The sequence below is a fragment of the Arthrobacter sp. 260 genome, assembly GCF_013116745.1.
Lineage (GTDB): Bacteria > Actinomycetota > Actinomycetes > Actinomycetales > Micrococcaceae > Arthrobacter_D.
In genome coordinates, this window is sequence record NZ_JABFOE010000009.1 from 20,164 (window position 1) to 39,724 (window position 19,561).

The following is a 19,561-nucleotide window of genomic DNA, read 5'->3' on the forward strand; positions in this document are numbered from 1 at the left end:
CTAACGTTCACTCAAAGGTGCATAACAGTTCATCACCAACTGAGAATGTGCTGTGTGGGACTGTGCATAGACGTACGCAGTCATCTCTATGGAAAGGATGCCTCCCGTGCGGAAGGTTTTTCAGGCAGAGCTTCACCAGATCGGTGAACAGCTCATCGAAATCTCGCAGCTGGTCGCGGAGGCGCTGGGCAAAGCCACCACCGCGTTCGAGACCGCTGACACCGAACTTGCCCAGGATGTGATCGCCGCCGACGCACGCATCGATTTCCTCCAGAATGATCTGGACGAGCGTGCCATCGACATTCTGGCCCTCCAGGGCCCTGTCGCCAGCGACCTGCGGATGATCGTGGGGGCGCTGCGGATGAGCGCCTCGCTGGAGCGGATGGGCGATCTGGCCCGCCATGTGGCCCAGCTGGCACGGTTGCGGTACCCCGAACACGTGATCCCGGCGGCCATCCGCCCCACCTTCGAGGAAATGGCCGAGCTGGATCAGCAGATCGCCAAGAAGGTGAACGAACTGCTCGAAACCCGGAACCTGCAGCTCAGCAACGAGATCTACGCGCACAACGCACGGATCAACGAGTTGCATGCAGGGGTCTTCAAGGCAATCGCCGCCCCGGACTGGGATGTGTCAGCACCCATCACCGTGGACGTGACGCTGGCCAGCCGCTACTTCGAGCGGTTCGCCGACCATGGCGTCTCCGTCGCCCGCAAGGTCACCTACCTAGTCACCGGCGAATGGCAGCCCAGCGCTCCGCTGAACTAACCCCGGTTGGTAACACACACCACCGACGACGACGGCCGGTCCCCTGAGGGGCCGGCCGTCGTCGTTCGTGGGGTGGTGAGCTGGTGGCTCTGAGGGCTAGTGCTTGCCCTGGTTGGCGACGGCTTCGATCGCTGCCGCTGCGGCGTCAGCGTCCAGGTAGGTGCCGCCAGCCTTGACCGGAACAAGGTTCTCATCCAGTTCATAGATCAGGGGGATGCCGGTCGGGATGTTCAGGGAGGCGATGTCGCCGTCGCTGATGCCGTCCAGGTGCTTCACCAATGCGCGCAGGGAGTTGCCGTGCGCTGCGATGAGTACCGTCTTGCCCTCCTTGATGTCCGGTGCGATGTCGGATTCCCAGTACGGGAGGAACCGGTCCAGGACGTCCTTGAGGCACTCGGTGCGGGGGATGGCGTCGCCGAGGTCCGCGTACCGCGGATCGTTGGCCTGGGAGAATTCGCTGTCGTCCTCGATGGGAGGTGGCGGGGTGTCGTAGGAGCGGCGCCACTCCATGAACTGGGCCTCGCCGAACTCCGCGAGGGTCTGCGCCTTGTCCTTGCCCTGCAGGGCGCCGTAGTGGCGCTCGTTGAGCCGCCAGTGGCGATTGACGTCAATCCAGCTGCGGTCAGCAGCCTCGAGGGCCAGGTTCGCGGTGATGATGGCCCGCTTCTGCCGGGACGTGTACACGATGTCCGGGAGCAGGCCGGCCTCGACCAGCAGTTCCCCGCCGCGGATGGCTTCGGCTCGGCCCTGTTCGGTCAGCGGGACATCGACCCAGCCGGTGAACAGGTTCTTCTCGTTCCACTCACTTTGGCCGTGGCGGAGCAGGATCACTTTGTAGGAAGTCATAGGTTCAGTCTGCCGCATGAGCGCCGCAGGTTCACCTGTGGCGCGGTTCTGTTACCGGTGGACGGTTACCAGGGTCCGTATGGACCGCTGCCGCCACGGACCTCTGAGACGGCAGGCTTCACGTCGGCCAGGTAGACGCAGGCGGCGATCACGGCGACGATCTGCAGCAGCCCGAAGAGCCCAGTAGACGTCACGAGCACGGTGAGCGCGCCGACGGCGGCAGCGCCACCGGTCATCGCCGTCCAAAAGCCCTTGGTGCGCTTCATCGTGGCCTCGAAGTTGGCCGCGGGACGCTTCACACAGTCGATGAGGGCCCAGATCTCGATGCCCAGCGCCACCAGACCGAGCGCCAGGTACAGATAGTTCCGAATGTCATATGCAATGTCCACGGTTCAAGCTTATCGGGTGGAGTCGCCGCCTGGTCGCAGGGCGTCGAGGGCCTGCTCCAAATCCGCCCACAGGTCCTCAGGATTCTCGATCCCGACCGACAGCCGGACCAGCGCCTCCGGGACGGTGCCTGGCTCGCCCGTCTGCCGCCGTCGTCGTTCAATCAGGGACTCGACGCCGCCCAGGGAGGTGGCCGGCAGCCACAGGCGCACGGCGTCAACGAGGGCTTCGGCAGCGGCAACGTCAGCCAGTTCGATGCTGATGATCGAGCCGAAGCCGTTCAGCTGGTCGGCGGCGCGCTGGTGCCCGGGGTCGGTCGCGAGCCCGGGGAAGCGGACCTTGGTGAGGGCGGGATGCTGCTCAAGTTTGTGCGCCAGGTAGAGAGCGTTCGCCTGGGACCGTTCCACCCGCAGCGCCAGCGTGCGTAGCCCCCGGAGTGCCAGCCACACCTCGAACGGGCCGGCGATGGCGCCGTGCAGGGTGCGGTGCTTGAGCAGATCCGTCCGGACTGCGGCATCGGAGGTGGCGAGGGCGCCGAGGACGACGTCGGAATGGCCCGCCAGGTATTTGGTGACCGAGTGCAGCACGACGTCGGCGCCGAAATCCAGTGGCTTGCACACCAGCGGCGTGTTGAAGGTGTTGTCGACCACCACCGTCACTCCGGCGGCTTTCGCGGCGGCGATGAGGGCGCGCAGGTCAGCGACCTCAAGCATCGGGTTGGTGGGGCTTTCCAGCCAGAGCAGGTCGGCCTGCTCCAGCGTGGCGAGCACCTGCTCGGTATCGGCGACGTCCACCCGGACGAGGGTGAACCGGCCGCGCGCCGCCTCGTCGTCGGCGAGACTGAGGGAACCGGCGTAGGCATGGCGGGGCATGACGACGACGCCACCGGTCGGCACCAGTGACAGTGCGGCCGCCGCGGCGCCGAGACCGGAGCTGAACACCAGGGCGGGCAGGGCAGCACCCTCCAGCGTGCCAAGAGCCTCCTCGAACGGGTCCCAGGTGGGGTTGGACATGCGACCGTAGATCCGGTCCCCCGCAGTCGGGTCGACTGCCTCGTGGAAGGTGGAGGACAGGATGATCGGCGGATTCACCGGGGCGTCATGCTCCCTCGGGGGGCGTCCGGAGGCCACCACGATGGTGTCCTGGGCGAGCTCGTGGTCAGCGTGGTGGGTCATGGATTCAGGGTAGTTGGCTGTGGCAACCGGGTGAAATGTGACCGCTCGCCCCGGCCGCCCCGGATCGGGGCGCCGAGATGCTGCCCGGGAGGTCGGTGAGACTCGATAGGCTGGGCAGGTGACTACACCTTCCCCGCGCCGCACGTCCGGGCTGTTCATTGCCTTTGAGGGCGGCGACGGCGCCGGCAAGTCGACCCAGGCCGGCCTCCTCGCTGCTGCCCTGCAGGAGCGTGGCCTGGAGGTGCTGCGCACCCGCGAGCCCGGTGGCACCACCATCGGCGAGAAGCTCCGGTCCCTGGTCCTCGACCATGGGCAGGGTGAGATCGACCCCCGCACGGAGGCCCTGATCTTCGCCGCGTCCCGGGCCGCCCACGTCCATCAGGCGATCCTTCCCGCCCTGTCCCGTGGCGCCGTCGTCGTCTGCGACAGGTACATCGACTCTTCGGTTGCGTATCAGGGGGCCGGCCGGGGGCTGGGCACCGACAGCGTCCTTGAGGTGAACCTGTGGGCCGTCGAGGGGCTGCAGCCGGACCTCACGGTGCTGCTCGACGTCGAGCCGGTCGAGGGCCGGGGTCGTCGCATCCAGAACGGCGCTGAGGACAGGCTGGAGTCCGAGCCCGATGCTTTCCACTCCCTGATCCGGGGCGCGTTCCTGGACCGGGCCGAAGCGAACCCGGCACAGTATCTGGTGCTGCCCGCCCGACAGCCCGTCGAGGAGCTGGCGACGGCGATCCTCGCGGCCGTCGAGGAGCGTCTCGGATGAGCGTGTGGACCTTCCTGATGGGTCAGGAACCGGTGGTCGAGCAGCTGCGCCGCGCGGCGTCCGCCGACCAGCCGAACCACGCCTGGCTGTTCACGGGCCCGCCCGGATCGGGCCGCTCCAACGCCGCCCGCGCGTTCGCTGCGGCACTGCTGTGCGAGCGGGAGTCCCTGGACGAGCGGGGCTGCGGGGCGTGCCGGGCCTGCCGGACAGCGCTCGCTGGCTCCCACGCGGACATCACCAACGTCACCACGGAGAAGGTGACTATCAGCATCGACGAGGCGCGGGAACTGGTCCGCAAGGCCCAGGACAAGCCCTCCACCGGGCGCTGGCGGGTCATCATCGTCGAGGACGCCGACCGGATGCAGGAGCGCAGCACCAACGTGCTGCTCAAGGCGATCGAGGAGCCACCGCCCCGGACCATCTGGCTATTGTGCGCGCCGAGCCCCGGCGACGTGCTGGTGACCATCAGGTCCCGGTGCCGCGCCGTGAACCTGCGGCTGCCCCCGGTACAGGATGTTGCCGACCTGTTGGTGCGCCGCGACGGGATCGACCCGGCGACTGCGGAGGCCGCAGCGCGGGCGGCGCAGAGCCATATCGGCGTCGCAAAACGGTTGGCCACGGACGACGGCGCACGGGACCGGCGGAACCAGATCGTCCGGCTGCCCCTGGACCTGAAGAGTGTGGCCGGCGCGATGAAGGCCGCAGCGGACCTGGTGAAGCTCGCCGAGGCGGAGGCGCAGAGCTCCTTCGAACAGCGGGATGCCCAGGAGAAGGCTGCCCTGCTGGCCACCCTGGGCGCACCCGAGAGCGGGACGCTTCCGCCCGCCATCCGTGGGCAGGTCAAACGGCTTGAGGATGACCAGACCCGCCGGGCAAAACGGTCCAAGAACGACTATTTTGACCGTGCGCTGACCGATCTGACCTCGTTCTACCGGGATGTACTGATGCTGCAGGTTTCCAGCGGCAGGGACCTCGTGAATGAGCCGCTTCGCCCCGAGCTGGAAGCGTTTGCCCGCGGGGGGACCCCCGAAGGGACGCTGACGAGGATCGAGTCGATCAACAAAGTGCGGGACCGGATCGTTAACACCAACGTTGCCCCGCTTCTGGCCATCGAGGCGATGGCCGTCAGTCTCCTGCCCGAAAAGGATTACACCGCGTGAGAAGCTTTTCACCCCGCCGCCTGGCCACTGCCGCCGTCGTCCTCTCCGGAGCACTGGTGCTCTCGGGCTGTCAGCTGCTCTCCCCCGGGTCCGGTGACTCCCCTGAGGTCGGGGTGGAGTCAGCCGCCCCGGAGGTGGTGGGCGAGGTCCCTGTGGATCTTGAGAGCTTCTACACCCAGGAAGTCGAATGGGAACTGTGCGAGGAGACGTTCGCATGCGCCACGGTCGAGATGCCGCTGGACTACGCCGACCCCGCACGTGAGTCGATCAACGTCGCAGTCATCCGCAGCGACGCCACGGGTGACGCGCAGGGCACCGTCCTGGTGAACCCGGGCGGCCCGGGCGGGTCAGGCGTCAACATCGTCAGGGATGCGCTGCCGTTTATCACCAGCGACCGGCTGCGTGAGCACTACGACGTCGTCGGCTTCGACCCCCGCGGCGTGGGACAGTCCAGCGCCGTCGACTGCCTGACCGATGAGGAACGCGAAGCAGACCGGCTGGAGTTCCTGGAGCCGGGAATCTCCGATGCCGAGGCCTACGAGACGCTCGCCGCCGAGGCGGAGGACTTCGCCCAACAGTGCGCCGAGCGGACCGGCGAACTGTTGGGCTACATCGACACCGACAGTGCAGCCCGCGACCTGGACATCCTGCGGGCCGTGGTGGGTGACGAGCAGCTGAACTATCTGGGCTTCTCCTACGGCAGTGCGCTCGGCACCGCGTACGCCGAACTGTTCCCCACCAACACCGGCCGGCTGGTCCTCGATGGTGCCGTGGATCCGTCGCTGAGCAACGAGGAGATCACCCTGGGTCAGGCCCGCGGCTTCGAAGCGGCCCTGCGCACCTTTGTCGCCGACTGCCAGCTGTCCAGCGAGTGTCCCCTGCCCTCCGGGGTGGACCAGGGCGTCGCGGTGATCCAGAACCTGTTCCGTTCGGTGGAGGAAAGCCCGATGACGGCGTCGGACGGGCGCCTCGTCACCATCGGCACCTTCTTCTCCGGCTTCATCCTGCCGCTCTACGAGAACAACAACTGGCCGCTGCTGTCCGCCGCGATCGACCAGGCGCTGCAGGGCGACCCCACGGCCATGCTGGAACTCGCTGACCTCGCCGCCGATCGCGGGCCCGATGGCGTCTACGCCACCAACAGCAACTCAGCCTTCATCGCCATCAACTGCCTCGACTACCCCATGACCAGTGACTTCGACGAGCTCAACGCCGACGCCGACGAACTGGAGGAGGTCTCCCCCACGTTTGGCCCGTACCTGGCCTACGGCGGCGTCACCTGCGACGCCTGGGAGTACGGCCCGGTGCTCGAGCCCGCGGCGGCGTCGGCGCCTGATGCCGCACCGATCGTCGTCATCGGGACCACCGGTGACCCCGCGACGCCGTACGACTGGTCGCTGGCGCTGGCCGACCAGCTGGAGACCGCGGTGCACGTCACCTGGGAGGGCGAGGGGCACACCGCCTACGGCCGGGCAGGCGACTGTATCGGGGACCTGGTGGATTCCTACTTCATCGACGGGACAGTGCCCGACGACGGCGTCACCTGCGGCTAGCCCGCGACGGGCTGTCTCCGTTGTGAGGGCGCACAACTCGCCGAGGGTGCGCTTTTGACCTTCCGAGTGCTGCTCTTATAGAGTTGACGCTTGTGGATTGGGCCGCGCTGAAGCGTGTCCCGTGAAGCTTTAGCCTCCTTAGCTCAGTCGGTAGAGCGTCTCACTCGTAATGAGAAGGTCGCCAGTTCGACTCTGGCAGGAGGCTCCACTCTTTTAACCGGGAAACCGTGAGCAAGCTGGACACGCGTCAGCAAGGTGGACATTCGTGAGTGAAATGCATCTAACCGATGTCCAGGTTCCTCACCAGAACGGGTTTTAGGCGGACTCGCCCGGTTTCGGTGCGTCTTTCGGGTCAGACTTCGCCTCGGTTCGCTCAGCATCGGCCGGCTCAGCCCCAGTCTCGGCAGGCTTCGCCCGGGCCTGCTCGGCGTCATTCGGCGCCGCGGGTGCAGCAGTCATCCCCAGCAGGGCCTTGATCCGCGCTTCGGCCTCGGGATCGGGCTGGGCGGCGGCAAGGTTGGCCTCGACGACTGCGCGCAGCACTTCCTCCCGCTGGATCTTCACTCCCCGGGGCGCATCGATGCCGATCCGGATTCCTTCGCCGCGCGAATCGAGCACGGTGACAACAATGTCGTCCCCGATCAGGATCTGCTCCCCTATTTTGCGTGTTAGCACCAGCACCCTTGTACTCTATCCCAGCACGGTCACAGCACCGGCGAGCTGGCGCGCCGCCCGTCCACCCAGCCCACCGGAATTCCGAGCGTGTTCACGCTCTCCGGGGACGATGTTGCCGCGGTAGCCACCACCGCCAGAGCGGTCACGCTGACCTCGTCGGCCACCTCGGTCACCCAGGCCGCCGTGTCCAGGGGCTTGCGGCTGGCGTCCACCACAATCCACACCTGATCGGCGCCCAACGCTGCGACGGTCGCCAGGCTCGCACCATGTTTCCCACTGGCTCCCTGCCCCACCGCTTCCAGCCCGACGGCGACGAACACCGGGAAGCCACCCTCCACTCCCGCGGCACGCAACGCCGCAGCTGCCATCCGGTCGGTCACCTGGCCGCCACGGGAACCCCCGAGGGCGTCGTCGGCTCCGCTGTCCCCCGCGGCGCGGCGTCCACGGGACTCAAACCCGGCCGACGCAGTCGCGCCAGCGCCGCCGAACCCCGAACCGGCCCCCGGGTCGCCCAGTGCCCGCACCGCAGACCGGCGATGACGGTCTGCCACCAGTTCCTCAGCCATCGACCGGGCCACCCCCAGGGGATCAGCACCCAGCCCGACGACGACCGTCAGGTCCCCCGGCCGGGTCGCCGGAGACGGGATCGGGACCGGCGACGGCTGCTTCGCCGTGACCTTTGTTGCCGCGTCAGTGTTGAAGATGAGATCGTCCATCAGGGCGGCGAAGAGATTGCTGTCGGTCGACACCAGCGGCTCCGGCATCTGGACACCGTGCAGGGAGGCTTCGGCGTCGTCGGCCTCCGCCAGCAGTGCGGCGATCCCCGACTCCCTGCGTGGCGCGGGGGCTGGACGGCCGGCGCTGCGCCGCCCGGTGCGGGGAGGAACCTGAAGCATCGGGGGTACCTCGACCGTCACCTCGTAGTGCCGCTGGGCGAAGAAGCCGCGGATCCCGCCGATGGTAACCAGTTCGGCCGACGTAATGCGCGCCTCCGGGCCATGCTCGGCGAACGCCTGCGAGCGCAGTGCCTCCAGGGACGGTCCTCTAAGACGAAATCGTTGCGTTTCCACGCACCACACCCACTGTCTCGATATTCACGTTGGCGCTGGTGACTTCCTGGTAGGAGAGGACAGGCAACCCGCCCGACGGCGCGGAGACCATCCGGCGGATCGCTGGGCGCAGCGCCGGGGCGCACACCAGCACGGCCGAGTGGCCGTTGGCTTCGGCTGCAGCGACGGCGTCCTTCACCGAGGTGAGCACCGCTTCGGTGCGCGCTGCGTCCAGCAGGATCTGGCTGCCCTGGTCGGAGGGCCGCAGCCCTTCGAGCATCGACTGTTCCAGCAGCGGGTCGATCATGATCACCCGCAGCAGGTTCCCGTCCTGGTACTGGGCGGTCAGCGCCGGGCCCAGAGCGTGGCGGGCTGCTTCGATCAGACCCTCGGGTTCCGCCGACACCTTGGCCCGCAGGGTGAGGGACTCGTAGATCCGTGGGAGGTCGTTGATGGGGATCTGTTCGGCGAGCAGGCCCTGGAGGACCCGCTGTACCTCGGCGAGGGAGAGCATCCCCGGGATGAGTTCCTCCACTGCGGAGGGGCTGACCTCCCGGACCCCGTCGGTCAGCACCCTCACGTCCTCGCGGGTCAGCAGCCGCGCGGCGTTCCCCGTGATGATCGAGGACAGGTGCGTGACCAGAACCGATACCCGGTCGATCACCGTGGCGCCGGTCATCTCAGCGTTGTGGCGCAGCTCGGCGGGGATCCACTTGCCGGCCAGCCCGAAGACCGGCTCCACAGTGGTGGTGCCGGGCAGGGAGGCAAGGTTGTCGCCCAGCGCGAGGACCTTCCCCCGGGGAGCCTCACCACGTCCCGCCTCGACGCCGGCGATTCGGATGACATAGGTGGCTGGCGGCAGGTCAAGGCTGTCCCGGGTGCGGACCGGCGGAACCACTACGCCCAGGTCCAGCGCGATCTTTCGGCGGAGCGCCCGCACTCGGCCCAGCAGGTCGTCCGAGGATCCGGTCACCACGTCCACCAGATCCGGGGCAAGGAGGATTTCGAGGGCGTGGACCCGCATCTGTTCGATGAGCTCCTCGGTGGTGTCCGTCCCGCTGGGAGCCGCGAGCGCGGCTGCGGCGGCGTCGTCGCTCTCCCGTTTGGCGTCGTCGTCCTTCTTGATCCGCTGGGCGATGAAGATCAGTCCCGCACCCACCAGCACGAACGGCATCACCGGCATCCCGGGGATCAGGGCCATCACCACTGCTGCACCGCCAGCGATCCGCAGGGCAGTGCGTGACTGGCCGAGCTGGGCGGAGGCGGTGGAGCCCATGTCGGACTCGGCGTTGGACCGGGTGACAATCATGCCGGTGGAGACCGCCATCAGCAGGGCCGGGATCTGGGTGACCAGACCGTCGCCGATGGTGAGGAGGCTGTAGGTGTTGACGGCGTCGCCGATGGCCATGCCTCGCTGCAGCATGCCGATCGCGATGCCACCGATGACGTTGATGATGATGATGATCAGGCCTGCGATCGCGTCGCCCTTGACGAACTTGGAGGCACCGTCCATCGCGCCGTAGAAGTCGGCCTCGGCGGAGACCTCGGCTCGGCGTTCCCGTGCCTGGATGTCGGTGATCAACCCTGCGTTCAGGTCAGCGTCGATGGCCATCTGCTTGCCGGGCATCGCGTCGAGGGTGAACCGTGCGCCCACTTCCGCCACCCGTTCGGCACCCTTGGTGACCACCACAAACTGGATGACGATGAGGATCAGGAAGATCACCGCGCCAATGATCAGTGAACCGCCCACCGCCACGTGGCCGAACGCCTCGATCACCTGACCGGCGTACCCGTCACCGAGCACCAGGCGGGTGGAGGCGACGTTCAGGCCGAGCCGGAACAGCGTGGCGACGAGCAGCAGCGACGGGAAGACTGAGAAGTCCAGCGGCTTGCGCACGAACATGGTGGTCAGCAGGATCACCAGGGCGAGCAGGATGTTGACGATGATCAGCACATCGAGCATCGGTGCCGGGATCGGCACCACCAGCAGCATGATGATGCCGACCACACCGATGGGCACAAAGAGTTTCGACAGTGACCGGTTCATCAGTACGCTCCGCTGGAGGTGGAAGTGGCTACGGGTGGCAGTGTGTGGTGGCCCCTGATGGAACCACGGGTCTTTAGTGACATGACAAAGGCGAGGACGCGGGCGACGGCGTTGTAGTGGTCGGCGGGAATCTCCTGCCCCAGCTCGCAGGCGGCGTGCAGGGCACGGGTCAGGGGCACGTCCTTGACCAGCGGCACTCGGCGGGTTTCGGCTTCCTCGCGGATCCGGGCCGCCATGATCCCCGCCCCCTTCGCGACGACGCGGGGTGCCGACTTCCCCGGCTCGTATTTCAGGGCCACCGCGAAGTGGGTGGGGTTGACCAGCACCACGTCGGAGTCGCCGACGGCGGCGATCATCCGGTTCCTGCTCATGGCCAACTGGCGGGACCGGCGCTGGGATTTGATCAGCGGGTCACCCTCGGCGCTCTTGTTCTCGTCCCTGACCTCTTTCTTGGTCATGCGGGTCTTCTTGCGGTTCCGCCGCTGCACCACGAGGACGTCCAGGGCCGCCAGGGCAAGACCGGCGACGACGGCTGACTGCAGCAGCGTGACCGCGCCGCCCGACCCTGCGGCGAGGAGCGCGGAGACGGGCATCCCGCCCGAGGACATCAGGACGGGCAGCAGCGATTGCACCACCAGCCACAGGACGGTGCCGACCACCGCCGTCTTCAGTAGCGCCTTGACTCCCTGCCAGAGGGCCTGCCCCCCGAAGGTCCTTTTTACGCCGGCCAGCAGGTTGAACTGTTCGAACTTCCCACGGAACTTCTTGAAGTTGATACCGCCCTGCAGCGCGGCGGTCCCGAGCACTGCCACCACCACCACGGTGAGGAAGGGGATGAGGATGTCCGCGAGGGAACCCAGCCCGTCGACCAGCGCCTGGACGGCCCGGGCGGGCTCGGGGTTTGCGATGATGGCCCGAAAGGTGAACACCTGGTCCGTGCCGGCGTCGGCGGCCCGCGCGATGGTGGACGGGATCATCACCGCTGCTGCCCCCACCCCGATCCAGGCCGTGAAGTCCTCCGACTTAGAGAGCTGGCCCTTGGACCGGACCTCCTTCATCCGTTTCGGGGTGGCGTCCTCGGTCTTTTCCTCGGCACTGTCAGCCATTACCCCACCCCCATCACCAGGCGTACCGCGTTATCGACCAGGGTCGAAACGATCCGCGGCAGTGCGACGAACAACGTGGCTGCGAGCAGCAGGGTGACCAGGATCTTCAGCGGGAACCCCAGGGCAAACGCGTTGAGCGCGGGCGCCACCCTGGTCAGGAGCCCCAGTCCGACGTCGGCCAGGAACAGGATGACGATCAGTGGACCGGCGATCTGCACGGCGGCGAGGAACATGTTCGTCACGGACCCGGTGATGGCCTCGACCGGTGAGGACAGGTCGATCCCCCCGCCGATCGGCAGCGCGCTGAAGGTGCGGGTGAGCCCGGCGATGATCAGCTGGTAGCCGTCGGAGGCGAACAGCAGGGCGAGGGCTGTCATCTGGAAGAGCCGGGTGAACTGGGCTCCGTTCACCATGGACTGTGGGTCGAACCCCTGGGCCAGCGAAAACCCGCCGAAGAGGTCAATGAGGCTGCCTGCTGCCTGGATGGCCGAAAACACCACGAGCACCAGGAACCCCAGCGCGGCTCCGACCACCAGTTCGAGAATGAGCGCGGTGATGTAGCCGGCAGTGCCCGGGGACTCGTAGCCTTCCGAGACCTGCGCGGACACCGCCAGGGCCAGTCCGATCGCGAGCATGGCCTTGATGCGCGCTGGGATGCCGTTGTAGGAGAACGGCGGGGCGATCACCAGGAACGCGATCATCCGCACCCCGGCGAGCATTGTCGCTTCGATGCGGCCCTGGTCCAGGACCACCTCCACGTCAGCCGCCCATCAGGAGGCCGGGGATCTTTTCGAACATCTCCTGGGTGAAGGAGACCATCTCCGAGATCATCCAGTGCCCACAGACCAGCAGGGCGACCGCCACCGCCGCTGCCTTCGGCACGAACGAGAGGGTGACCTCCTGAATCTGGGTGATCGACTGGAGCAGTGAAATGGCGAAACCGACCACCAGCGCGGTGATCAGAATCGGCGCGGAAAGCTTGGCGGCGAGCCAGATCGCCTGGAGCCCGATGTCGAGGACGGCGCTCGTGTTCATCCGACCACCTGGTAACTGCCGATCAGCGAAGTGATGATCAGCCCCCACCCGTCAACGAGGACGAACAGCAGGATCTTGAACGGGAGGGAGATCATCACCGGCGGGAGCATCATCATGCCCATGGACATCAGGGCCGCGGAGACCACCAGATCGATGACCAGGAACGGCACGAAGATCACGAACCCGATGATGAACGCAGCGCGCAGCTCCGAGATCATGAAGGCCGGGATCAGGGTGGACAAAGGCACTCCCGTCGGATCATCGGGGTTCTCCTGGCCTGCGGCGCGTGTCATCAGGGCCAGATCCTCTTCGCGGGTGTTGCCAAGCATGAACGTGCGGAGGGGGTCCGAGCCGATGTCGGCCGCCTCGCCGAGCAGCAGGTCACCGTTCAGGAACGGCTGGACCGCGAGGTTGTTGATCTCGGTCAGCACCGGGGCCATGATGAACAGCGACAGGAATAGCGCCAGCCCGGCGAGCACCTGGTTCGGCGGGATGGACGGCAGGGACAGGGCGTTGCGGGTCATGGCGAGCACCACGAAGATCTTGGTGAACGAGGTCATCATCAGCAGCAGGGCAGGAGCCACCGAGAGCAGGGTGATGCCCAACAGGGTGACGATCGCCCCGCTGGGACCACCGTTGACCCCGTTGATCTCCACCGACAGGCCATCGGAGTCTTCGGGTGCCACGGGGTCCACCGGGTCAACGGGCGGCAGCGGGTCGATCGGGGTGGCATACGCAGCAATCGAGGTCAGCAAAGGGATCAGGACGACCAGCAGGGCCGTGAGCACGACGACGACTGCCACGCGGGCAGCGCCGGACTGCTGACGCGCCGGGACTCCTGGACCGGTGCTGTGGGGAGACCGTCCGGTGGGGACGGCGTGGTTCACCCGGTCCGTCCCTGCCGGAGCGCAGCGGCGGTTTGCTTCCAGGTATCGGGCGACAGGATGGAACCGGCCAGCGGCGACGCGGGGCGGGGTGTAGAAGTGTGGGCGGCGACCGGCCGGGCGGCACGTCGGCCGGACCGTTTCAGGTCGGCGCGGGTGGTCGGTCCCTGTCCCGGGGGTACCGTCTCGGCGATGGGGTGGGTGCCTGCACGACGCCGGGCCGCCCGGTCGGTGCCCGTGTCAGTGCTGGCGGTGGCGAGGCTCAACACCCGGGCGAACGTGGCGCCGCCGACGTCGGTACTCTCGCCGGTCTGGCGGTCGCTGCGATGTGTGCGGCCGTCGTCGCCGGTGTCGCTATCGGCCAGCGGGGGCACGGAGACGAGCCCCGGTGCTGTGCTGGTGTGCAGGACGTTCACCGACTGGTCGGTCACGCCGAGGAGGAAGCGCTTGCCCTCGGCCTCGATCATCACGACCGAGGCCTTGGGGCTGATGCCCTGCCGGGTCACCACGGTTACCGGATCAGCTTTGTTCCCTGTCCGGTTGTACCGGGACACCTTGCGGTGCAGGTACCAGAGCAGTCCAAGCACGACGGTGAGGGACAGCAGGACCCTCAGCCCGAGGACCACGGCGTCCATCTAGAAGGATCCCTCAGCGACGTCGAGGATCCGGGTGATCCGGACTGCGTAGTCCTGGTCGACGACCACTACTTCGCCGTGGGCGATGAGGCGGCCGTTGAGGAGCACATCGGCGGGGGCGCCGGCGGAACGGTCGAGTTCGATCACTCCGCCGGGCTCCAGGTCGAGGACGTCGCGGACTGACATCCGGGTGCGGCCGATCTCGACAGTCATCGACATTTCCACGTTGTTGATCCGACCCAGCTTCCCGGCAGCGGTGCTGCCCGCAAAGGGACCACCGGCGGACTTGGCGGCACCGGTCCGGACCCGAATCGCAAACCAGCCCTGCGGCCGGCCGTTGGCGGTGAGCTCGAAGACGGTAGCCTCCGGGTCGGCGAACAGCGCCGTCGCATCGTCGGTGCGGGTGTCCCCGAGGACACCGGCACCGAGAACTGCGGTCGCTGCTTCAAGGGCGGGGCGGAGAACATCGGCCGCGGACACCAGCGGCGAGTCGGTTCCTGCGGCCTCCACCGGGACACTGCCCGCGGGGAGGACCAGCGCAACGTCGGCCGAGGTTGCCCCGACAAAGGACCCCGAGGTTGCCGCCGTGGCAAGGCCTGCCGGCATCTGGTGGACGCTGCTCTTGATAGCCCGGACCGGCACCGAGGTCGGCAGCAGTTCGGCGAGCGCGTCGGCTGCTGCCTGGGAAGGGTTGGTGGTGATCATGATGATTTCTCCTCGGTGTTCACAACGACGCAGGCCAGGCGTGAGCCGTTGACCCCTGCCGCGGCGTGGGCCAGCCAGTTGCCGTTGACCATGACGTTCAGCGGCCGGTGTTGCGGGTGGGGCAGGGGCAGAACATCTCCGACGGCAAGGTCCAGGATCCTGCCGGGTTTGACCGTGACGGGGGCAAGCTGCAGCGCCACCTCTACCGGCACGTTGGCCAGTTGTGCCTGGATCAACTCGCCGGCGTCGTCGCTGTTCGAGGCGGGGTTCGCCTCACCGAGCTGGGGAATCAGGAGGTCAGCGGGGATGGCCACCGTGGCACGGCAACTGCTCTCCCCGACCCGGATCTCGAAGCCCGCCACGATCATCAGGTCGGCGGTGGGCGCCGCCTGGGCGAACTGGGAGTTGTAGTGGATGGCGTCGACGGTCATGTGCCGGGTGAGCAGCGACCCCAACGAGTAGTGCAGCCCCTCCAGCCCGTCGTCCATGAGGCGGTGCACCAGCGACTGCTCAATCTGCGTGAACTTGCGATCCTGGGCTGCGGAAGTGCCGTGGCCGCCGAGCATGTGGTCGATCCAGTACAAGGCGGCCGACGTCGGGAACTGGATCACCGCCTTGGCCACGAGGTCCTCGATCGAGCAGAGCACCATTGCGGTGGTGTGCGGGAGGGAGGCCGCGTACTCGTTGTAGGACTGCATCATCACGTGCTCGGACGTGACCTGGCAGATGACCCTCACCTTGGCGGTCAGCTGGGTGGCCCACTGCCGCGCGAAGGTCTCGAAAGCCAGTTCGAGCACCCGGGAATGCTCACGGGCCAGCGTGGTGGGGCGGCGGAAGTCATAGACATCCACCTGGCGTCCCGCCGCTGCGGGCACGCCAATTACAAGGTGTTCCTGGACCGTCACAGCAGCAACTATCGGCACCTGATGGCGTCCCGTTAGGAAGACTTAGGTCACGACTCGGAAACCTTCGGCCAGGCGGTGGATTCAGCCCTGGTCCGGCCCTCACCCGCGGGCCCCAGCGCAGAAACGGCCCCTGCGGCAAGACCCGCCGGTTGCACGCGGCGGGTCTTACCGCGGGGGCCGTTTCTGGCTCCACGGGACCCCGGGTGAAGCCGGGGTGAGGCGCGGTCGGTCAAGTGCCGGCCGCGACCTCGGGGATCAGCTCCCGGACGGCCTCGGACTCATCCGAGAGCACCACGATGTCGACCCGCCGGTTCAGCTTTAATTCCTCCTCGGTGACCCCCGGAGCGAGCGGACGGGTCTCGCCGTAGCCCACGGCGGCGATGCTCGGGCCAGGGACTCCCCCCTGTTCCACGAGGTGCCGCAGGACGTTCACCGACCGCTCAGTGGACAGCTCCCAGTCACGCGGTGCGAGGAAGGTTTCGGGCAGTTTGGCGGTGTGGCCCTCCACTGAGACGCCGCGGTCGATGCTGGCCAACACCGGCCCGATCGAGTCGAGGACCTGACCGGTCCGTTCGGTGAGTTCGGCCCGGTCCGGCAGGAAGAACGTCTCGGAGCTGATCAACCGGATGGTCAGACCCCGCTCATCCAGTTCGAACCGCACTGACTCCTGCAGCTCGTTCTCCCGCAGTCCCTCATCGATCCGGCGCTGGATCTCGCGCAGGTCGTCGACCTCCTGGGCAGCCAGCTCAAGGTCGGACAAGCCCTCCAGGTCCTGGTTGACCAGCTCTGCGGGGACTACTACCCCCTCGGCAGTGTCGATTGACCCCACCTCGACCTGCCCGAAACCGGTGGCGAGTGAATTGCGCAGCTGCTCGAACTTTGCCTGGTCCACTGTGGACATAGCGAAGAGCACGATGAACAGGCACATCAGGACGGTGACCATGTCGGCGTAGGAGACGGCCCAGCGTTCGTCGACGTGGAACTCCTCAGGCGGTTCGGCCTTCCTTCGGGGCCTGCTCATGCTGCTTTGTTCTCGGTCTTCTCTTTGCTTCCCTTGGCCGCCTTGCCCGGGGGAACCAGGGCGGTGAGGCGTTCAGTGAGCAGCATTGGCTGGGCACCTTCCTGGATGGCCATGATTCCTTCGAGCTGAAGGTTCATCTTGTCGACCTCCAGTTCATTCAGGCGACCGATGCGGCTGCTGATCGGTAGCCAGATGAAGTTCGACGACAGTAGGCCCCAGAGGGTGGCGACGAAGGCGGCCGCGATCATGTGGCCGAGCTCGTCCGGTTTGTTGAGGTTTTCCAGGACATGGGTCAGGGACACCACGGTGCCAACGATGCCGACCGTCGGTGCATATCCACCCAGTGCGGCGAAGAACTTTGAGTTGCCCCGGCCCGTCTTGTTCTTGGTGGCTATCTCGTCTTCCATCATGGTCCGGAGGTCATCTCCGTCGGTACCGTCTGCAATGTTCTGCAGTGCCTTCTTCAGGAACGGGTCCTTGGCCTCGTTGGCCTTCTGCTCGAGGGAGAGCAGACCTTCGGACCGGGCAGTCTCGGCGTACCCAACCAGCTCCTGGACCGTCTCATCAAGGTTGATCTTGCTGCCTTTGATGGCGGGTCCGACGGCTTTGAACGACGAGATGGTGTCCCTCATGGTGAACGAGGCCAGGCCGATGGCAATGGTGGCACCGAACACAAGGATCATGGGGGCGGGCAGCAGGACCGACTGGACGTGGGCGCCCTCCAGGAAGATCATCGCGTAGAGGGAGCCAAACGCGAGCAGAATGCCGATGATTGTTGCCGGATCCATGGGTTACTTTCCTGTTGGACGAGGAGGGACGGCGGCGAGCTTGGCGACCGGTTGCGGGGGATCCGGCAGATCCCGGGCCATGCGGAGTACAGAAGCGCGGTACCCGCGGATGATCTCGATCACTTCTTCGAGCGGTTCGCGCACGATCACGAAGGACCCGTCCACCATGGACAGCGTGGTGTCCGGGTTGGCGTGGATCTTCTCGATGAGATCGGGGTTGATCGCGAACTGCGACCCATTCAGGTGCGTGACGACGATCATCGGCCGGTTCCTCAAGATTGGGGCCGTCACCGGCCGTTTGTAGTACATATCGACGGCCCCGGCCCTTTCGTAAGGGTTCGGGGCCGCCGTTGGTGTTATTCAGTTCAGTGGAGCGGAAAATCTAGCGCTTCAGGTTGGACAGTTCCTGGAGCACTTCGTCCGAGGTGGTGATGATCCGGGCGTTGGCCTGGAACCCACGCTGGGCGACGATCAGGTTGGTGAATTCCTGGGAAAGGTCGACGTTGGACATTTCCAGCATTCCTCCCGCCACTTCCCCGAGGCCGTCGGTGCCGGGGGCGCCCACTGCTGGTTCACCGGAGTTCACTGTTGCGCGGTAGGACGATCCACCGGCCTTCTCCAGTCCGCCGGGGTTCACGAAGTTGGCGAGGGCAATCCGTCCGAGGGGCTCCCGGCCGCCGTTGGTGAAGGAGCCGATCAGGGTGCCGTCAGGCGAAAGGCTGAACGATTCGAGGGTGCCAGCGGACCGGCCGTTCTGCTCGGCCAGGGAAATGGTCGACAGTTCGGCCACACCCGTGACCGCTGCCAGGTCGACGGTGATGCCACCTACCTGCAGGGCTCCGCCTCCGGTCACGTTGCCGTTGGCGTCGAAGGTCAGGGTGCCGTTTCCGGTCGCCGGGACCCCGGCTTCACCCTCGTCCTGCCCGACGACGTTCCAGGCGTCCCCGTTCTTGGTGAACGTGAGCGACAGGGTGCGTTCCTCGCCCGCCGCGTTGAAGACCGACATGTCCTGGACGACCTCGGTGCCGTCAACGGCGTCGGAGGGAAGGTTGCCGGTGGCGCTGGCCGTCGTCGTCCGGACGGGAGCGGAGATGGCCTCCCGCGGCACGGTAATGTCGCCGATGCCGCCTCCGGCGACCTGGCCGTTGACCGCTCCCCAGCCCTGAACAATGGCCCCGTCCGGTGAGACCAACCGTCCGTCGGCATCGAAGTCGAAGGAACCGGCACGGGTGTAGGTGGTTTCGCCACCGGACTGGGTGACAAAGAAGCCCTCACCGGCGACCATCATGTCGGTGGCCCGCCCGGTGGCCTGGGCTGACCCCTGGGCGAAGTTGGTGGAGATTCCCGCCACCTGCACCCCGAGGCCGATCTGGGCCGGGTTGGTGCCGCCCACCGCCTGCTGGGGTCCGCCGGCACCCTGGGTGAGCTGCGACAGGGTGTCCTGGAACTGGGCGGAGGATGCCTTGAACCCGGTGGTGTTGACGTTGGCGATGTTGTTGCCGGTGACGTCGAGCATGGTCTGGTGGGAGCGGAGACCGGAGATTCCGGAGTAGAGCGAACGCAGCATGGGAGGGCCTTTCGAGAGGAGGGTGGGTCAGAAGGTTGCGGTTGGCGGGGTGACAACCCCGGAAATCTGGTCGAGCGGGATGGATGCGGTCCCAATCGTGACGGTGGGTACCGGGCCGGCGAAGGAGACGGCGCTCGCCATACCGGTGGCCGTCGAACCGGCGTCGTCGGTGTAGCTGACCTCTTTGCCGAGCAGCGTCGCAGCCGACGTGCGCATCTCCAGGAAAAAGTTCTCCTCGATGGTGCCGGTCATTTCCGTGATTTTCTCCATCATGGCCAGCTGGGTGGTCTGGGAGATCATCTGGTTGGTGTCCATGGGTGAGCTGGGGTCCTGGTTCTGGAGCTGGCTGACCAGGAGCGACATGAACACCTCGCTGTCCATGGCCTGTTTGGGGGCGCGCTGAACCTGATCACCCTGGAAGGAGGGTAGTGCGGCTTCGACCGCTTCAATTGGCACGGGGTGGGTCCTTTGGTTGGCTGGGCGGGTACGAGACG

Annotated in this window: 22 protein-coding genes and 1 tRNA gene; 5 read left to right on the forward strand and 18 right to left on the reverse strand. The window is 66.7% G+C overall.

The genetic code is table 11. From position 1 onward, the window contains the following. The first annotated feature begins 106 nt into the window (after window positions 1-106). Complete coding sequence (gene phoU, locus HMI57_RS11280) at window positions 107-766, forward strand: phosphate signaling complex protein PhoU (RefSeq protein WP_171586118.1); 660 nt, start codon at window positions 107-109, stop codon at window positions 764-766. Window positions 767-862: 96 nt separating this feature from the next. Here phoU and HMI57_RS11285 read toward each other — a convergent pair whose 3' ends face one another. The 3 genes from HMI57_RS11285 to HMI57_RS11295 all read right to left on the reverse strand — a co-directional run bounded on the left by HMI57_RS11285 (window position 863) and on the right by HMI57_RS11295 (window position 3,174). Further along, window positions 863-1,612: a phosphoglyceromutase gene (locus HMI57_RS11285; RefSeq protein ID WP_171586119.1), complete on the reverse strand. Its 750-nt coding sequence runs from the start codon at window positions 1,610-1,612 to the stop codon at window positions 863-865. A 65-nt stretch (window positions 1,613-1,677) separates the two neighbouring features. Beyond that, window positions 1,678-2,001 (reverse strand): DUF2516 family protein, encoded by a 324-nt coding sequence (locus tag HMI57_RS11290; protein WP_171586120.1) that lies wholly within the window; start codon window positions 1,999-2,001, stop codon window positions 1,678-1,680. Between the two features lie 9 nt (window positions 2,002-2,010). Beyond that, window positions 2,011-3,174 carry a PLP-dependent aspartate aminotransferase family protein gene (locus tag HMI57_RS11295; protein WP_171586121.1) on the reverse strand — a complete coding sequence of 388 codons (1,164 nt, stop codon included), beginning with the start codon at window positions 3,172-3,174 and terminating at the stop codon, window positions 2,011-2,013. Between the two features lie 118 nt (window positions 3,175-3,292). On the opposite strand from HMI57_RS11295, the gene tmk reads away from it, so the two are divergent. From tmk to HMI57_RS11315, 4 genes are all read left to right on the forward strand, one after another. Then, complete coding sequence (tmk, locus tag HMI57_RS11300; RefSeq protein WP_171586122.1) at window positions 3,293-3,937, forward strand: dTMP kinase; 645 nt, start codon at window positions 3,293-3,295, stop codon at window positions 3,935-3,937. Next, entirely contained in the window at window positions 3,934-5,097 is a 1,164-nt protein-coding gene (locus tag HMI57_RS11305; protein ID WP_171586123.1) for a DNA polymerase III subunit delta', read from the forward strand. The genes tmk and HMI57_RS11305 overlap by 4 nt, the downstream gene beginning before the upstream one ends. Next, window positions 5,094-6,650, forward strand: a complete 1,557-nt coding sequence (locus tag HMI57_RS11310; protein ID WP_171586124.1) for an alpha/beta fold hydrolase — start codon at window positions 5,094-5,096, stop codon at window positions 6,648-6,650. Before HMI57_RS11305 ends, HMI57_RS11310 begins: the two co-directional genes overlap by 4 nt. Window positions 6,651-6,782: 132 nt before the next feature. Then, a tRNA-Thr gene (locus HMI57_RS11315) sits at window positions 6,783-6,858 on the forward strand. 107 nt (window positions 6,859-6,965) lie between these two features. Here the strand turns inward: HMI57_RS11315 and HMI57_RS19555 are convergent. The 15 genes from HMI57_RS19555 to HMI57_RS11390 all read right to left on the reverse strand — a co-directional run bounded on the left by HMI57_RS19555 (window position 6,966) and on the right by HMI57_RS11390 (window position 19,523). Then, window positions 6,966-7,331: a carbon storage regulator gene (locus HMI57_RS19555; RefSeq protein WP_171586125.1), complete on the reverse strand. Its 366-nt coding sequence runs from the start codon at window positions 7,329-7,331 to the stop codon at window positions 6,966-6,968. A gap of 23 nt (window positions 7,332-7,354) precedes the next feature. Continuing rightward, window positions 7,355-8,395 (reverse strand): hypothetical protein, encoded by a 1,041-nt coding sequence (locus HMI57_RS11325; RefSeq protein WP_171586126.1) that lies wholly within the window; start codon window positions 8,393-8,395, stop codon window positions 7,355-7,357. Continuing rightward, a complete protein-coding gene (locus tag HMI57_RS11330; protein ID WP_171586127.1) occupies window positions 8,370-10,421 on the reverse strand; it encodes a flagellar biosynthesis protein FlhA in 2,052 nt (683 codons plus the stop codon). Before HMI57_RS11330 ends, HMI57_RS11325 begins: the two co-directional genes overlap by 26 nt. Beyond that, on the reverse strand, window positions 10,421-11,527 hold the full coding sequence (locus tag HMI57_RS11335) for an EscU/YscU/HrcU family type III secretion system export apparatus switch protein (protein WP_171586128.1): 1,107 nt from the start codon (window positions 11,525-11,527) through the stop codon (window positions 10,421-10,423). Before HMI57_RS11335 ends, HMI57_RS11330 begins: the two co-directional genes overlap by 1 nt. Then, window positions 11,527-12,285: a flagellar biosynthetic protein FliR gene (locus tag HMI57_RS11340; RefSeq protein WP_318779228.1), complete on the reverse strand. Its 759-nt coding sequence runs from the start codon at window positions 12,283-12,285 to the stop codon at window positions 11,527-11,529. Before HMI57_RS11340 ends, HMI57_RS11335 begins: the two co-directional genes overlap by 1 nt. 1 nt (window position 12,286) lies before the next feature. After that, entirely contained in the window at window positions 12,287-12,562 is a 276-nt protein-coding gene (gene fliQ, locus HMI57_RS11345; RefSeq protein WP_026551948.1) for a flagellar biosynthesis protein FliQ, read from the reverse strand. Next, window positions 12,559-13,350: a flagellar type III secretion system pore protein FliP gene (gene fliP, locus HMI57_RS11350; RefSeq protein WP_346655199.1), complete on the reverse strand. Its 792-nt coding sequence runs from the start codon at window positions 13,348-13,350 to the stop codon at window positions 12,559-12,561. The genes fliQ and fliP overlap by 4 nt, the downstream gene beginning before the upstream one ends. A 95-nt stretch (window positions 13,351-13,445) precedes the next feature. After that, complete coding sequence (locus HMI57_RS11355; RefSeq protein ID WP_171586130.1) at window positions 13,446-14,081, reverse strand: flagellar biosynthetic protein FliO; 636 nt, start codon at window positions 14,079-14,081, stop codon at window positions 13,446-13,448. Beyond that, complete coding sequence (gene fliN / locus HMI57_RS11360; RefSeq protein WP_171586131.1) at window positions 14,082-14,786, reverse strand: flagellar motor switch protein FliN; 705 nt, start codon at window positions 14,784-14,786, stop codon at window positions 14,082-14,084. Continuing rightward, on the reverse strand, window positions 14,783-15,691 hold the full coding sequence (locus HMI57_RS19560; RefSeq protein WP_318779227.1) for a flagellar motor switch protein FliM: 909 nt from the start codon (window positions 15,689-15,691) through the stop codon (window positions 14,783-14,785). The genes fliN and HMI57_RS19560 overlap by 4 nt, the downstream gene beginning before the upstream one ends. Window positions 15,692-15,920: 229 nt before the next feature. Continuing rightward, window positions 15,921-16,712: a flagellar motor protein MotB gene (locus HMI57_RS11370; RefSeq protein ID WP_171586132.1), complete on the reverse strand. Its 792-nt coding sequence runs from the start codon at window positions 16,710-16,712 to the stop codon at window positions 15,921-15,923. Beyond that, on the reverse strand, window positions 16,709-17,500 hold the full coding sequence (locus HMI57_RS11375) for a MotA/TolQ/ExbB proton channel family protein (RefSeq protein ID WP_171586133.1): 792 nt from the start codon (window positions 17,498-17,500) through the stop codon (window positions 16,709-16,711). The genes HMI57_RS11370 and HMI57_RS11375 overlap by 4 nt, the downstream gene beginning before the upstream one ends. 3 nt (window positions 17,501-17,503) lie before the next feature. Further along, the gene (locus HMI57_RS11380; RefSeq protein WP_318779226.1) at window positions 17,504-17,791 is read right to left on the reverse strand and encodes a flagellar FlbD family protein; all 288 of its coding nucleotides are present in this window, start codon (window positions 17,789-17,791) and stop codon (window positions 17,504-17,506) included. A gap of 91 nt (window positions 17,792-17,882) precedes the next feature. Beyond that, window positions 17,883-19,067 (reverse strand): flagellar hook protein FlgE, encoded by a 1,185-nt coding sequence (locus HMI57_RS11385; protein WP_171586134.1) that lies wholly within the window; start codon window positions 19,065-19,067, stop codon window positions 17,883-17,885. 27 nt (window positions 19,068-19,094) lie between these two features. After that, complete coding sequence (locus tag HMI57_RS11390; RefSeq protein ID WP_171586135.1) at window positions 19,095-19,523, reverse strand: flagellar hook capping FlgD N-terminal domain-containing protein; 429 nt, start codon at window positions 19,521-19,523, stop codon at window positions 19,095-19,097. Window positions 19,524-19,561 lie beyond the last annotated feature (38 nt).

Excerpts from the sequence above, each read along its gene's own strand:
- HMI57_RS11385 (WP_171586134.1), bottom strand. The coding sequence starts at position 19,067 with ATGCTGCGTTCGCTCTACTCCGGAATCTCCGGTCTCCGCTCCCACCAG.
- HMI57_RS11335 (WP_171586128.1), bottom strand. The coding sequence starts at position 11,527 with ATGGCTGACAGTGCCGAGGAAAAGACCGAGGACGCCACCCCGAAACGG.
- fliN (WP_171586131.1), bottom strand. The coding sequence starts at position 14,786 with ATGATCACCACCAACCCTTCCCAGGCAGCAGCCGACGCGCTCGCCGAA.
- HMI57_RS11285 (WP_171586119.1), bottom strand. The coding sequence starts at position 1,612 with ATGACTTCCTACAAAGTGATCCTGCTCCGCCACGGCCAAAGTGAGTGG.
- fliQ (WP_026551948.1), bottom strand. The coding sequence starts at position 12,562 with ATGAACACGAGCGCCGTCCTCGACATCGGGCTCCAGGCGATCTGGCTC.
- HMI57_RS11330 (WP_171586127.1), bottom strand. The coding sequence starts at position 10,421 with ATGAACCGGTCACTGTCGAAACTCTTTGTGCCCATCGGTGTGGTCGGC.
- HMI57_RS11295 (WP_171586121.1), bottom strand. The coding sequence starts at position 3,174 with ATGACCCACCACGCTGACCACGAGCTCGCCCAGGACACCATCGTGGTG.
- HMI57_RS11355 (WP_171586130.1), bottom strand. The coding sequence starts at position 14,081 with ATGGACGCCGTGGTCCTCGGGCTGAGGGTCCTGCTGTCCCTCACCGTC.
- HMI57_RS11305 (WP_171586123.1), top strand. The coding sequence starts at position 3,934 with ATGAGCGTGTGGACCTTCCTGATGGGTCAGGAACCGGTGGTCGAGCAG.
- HMI57_RS11370 (WP_171586132.1), bottom strand. The coding sequence starts at position 16,712 with ATGAGCAGGCCCCGAAGGAAGGCCGAACCGCCTGAGGAGTTCCACGTC.
- HMI57_RS11375 (WP_171586133.1), bottom strand. The coding sequence starts at position 17,500 with ATGGATCCGGCAACAATCATCGGCATTCTGCTCGCGTTTGGCTCCCTC.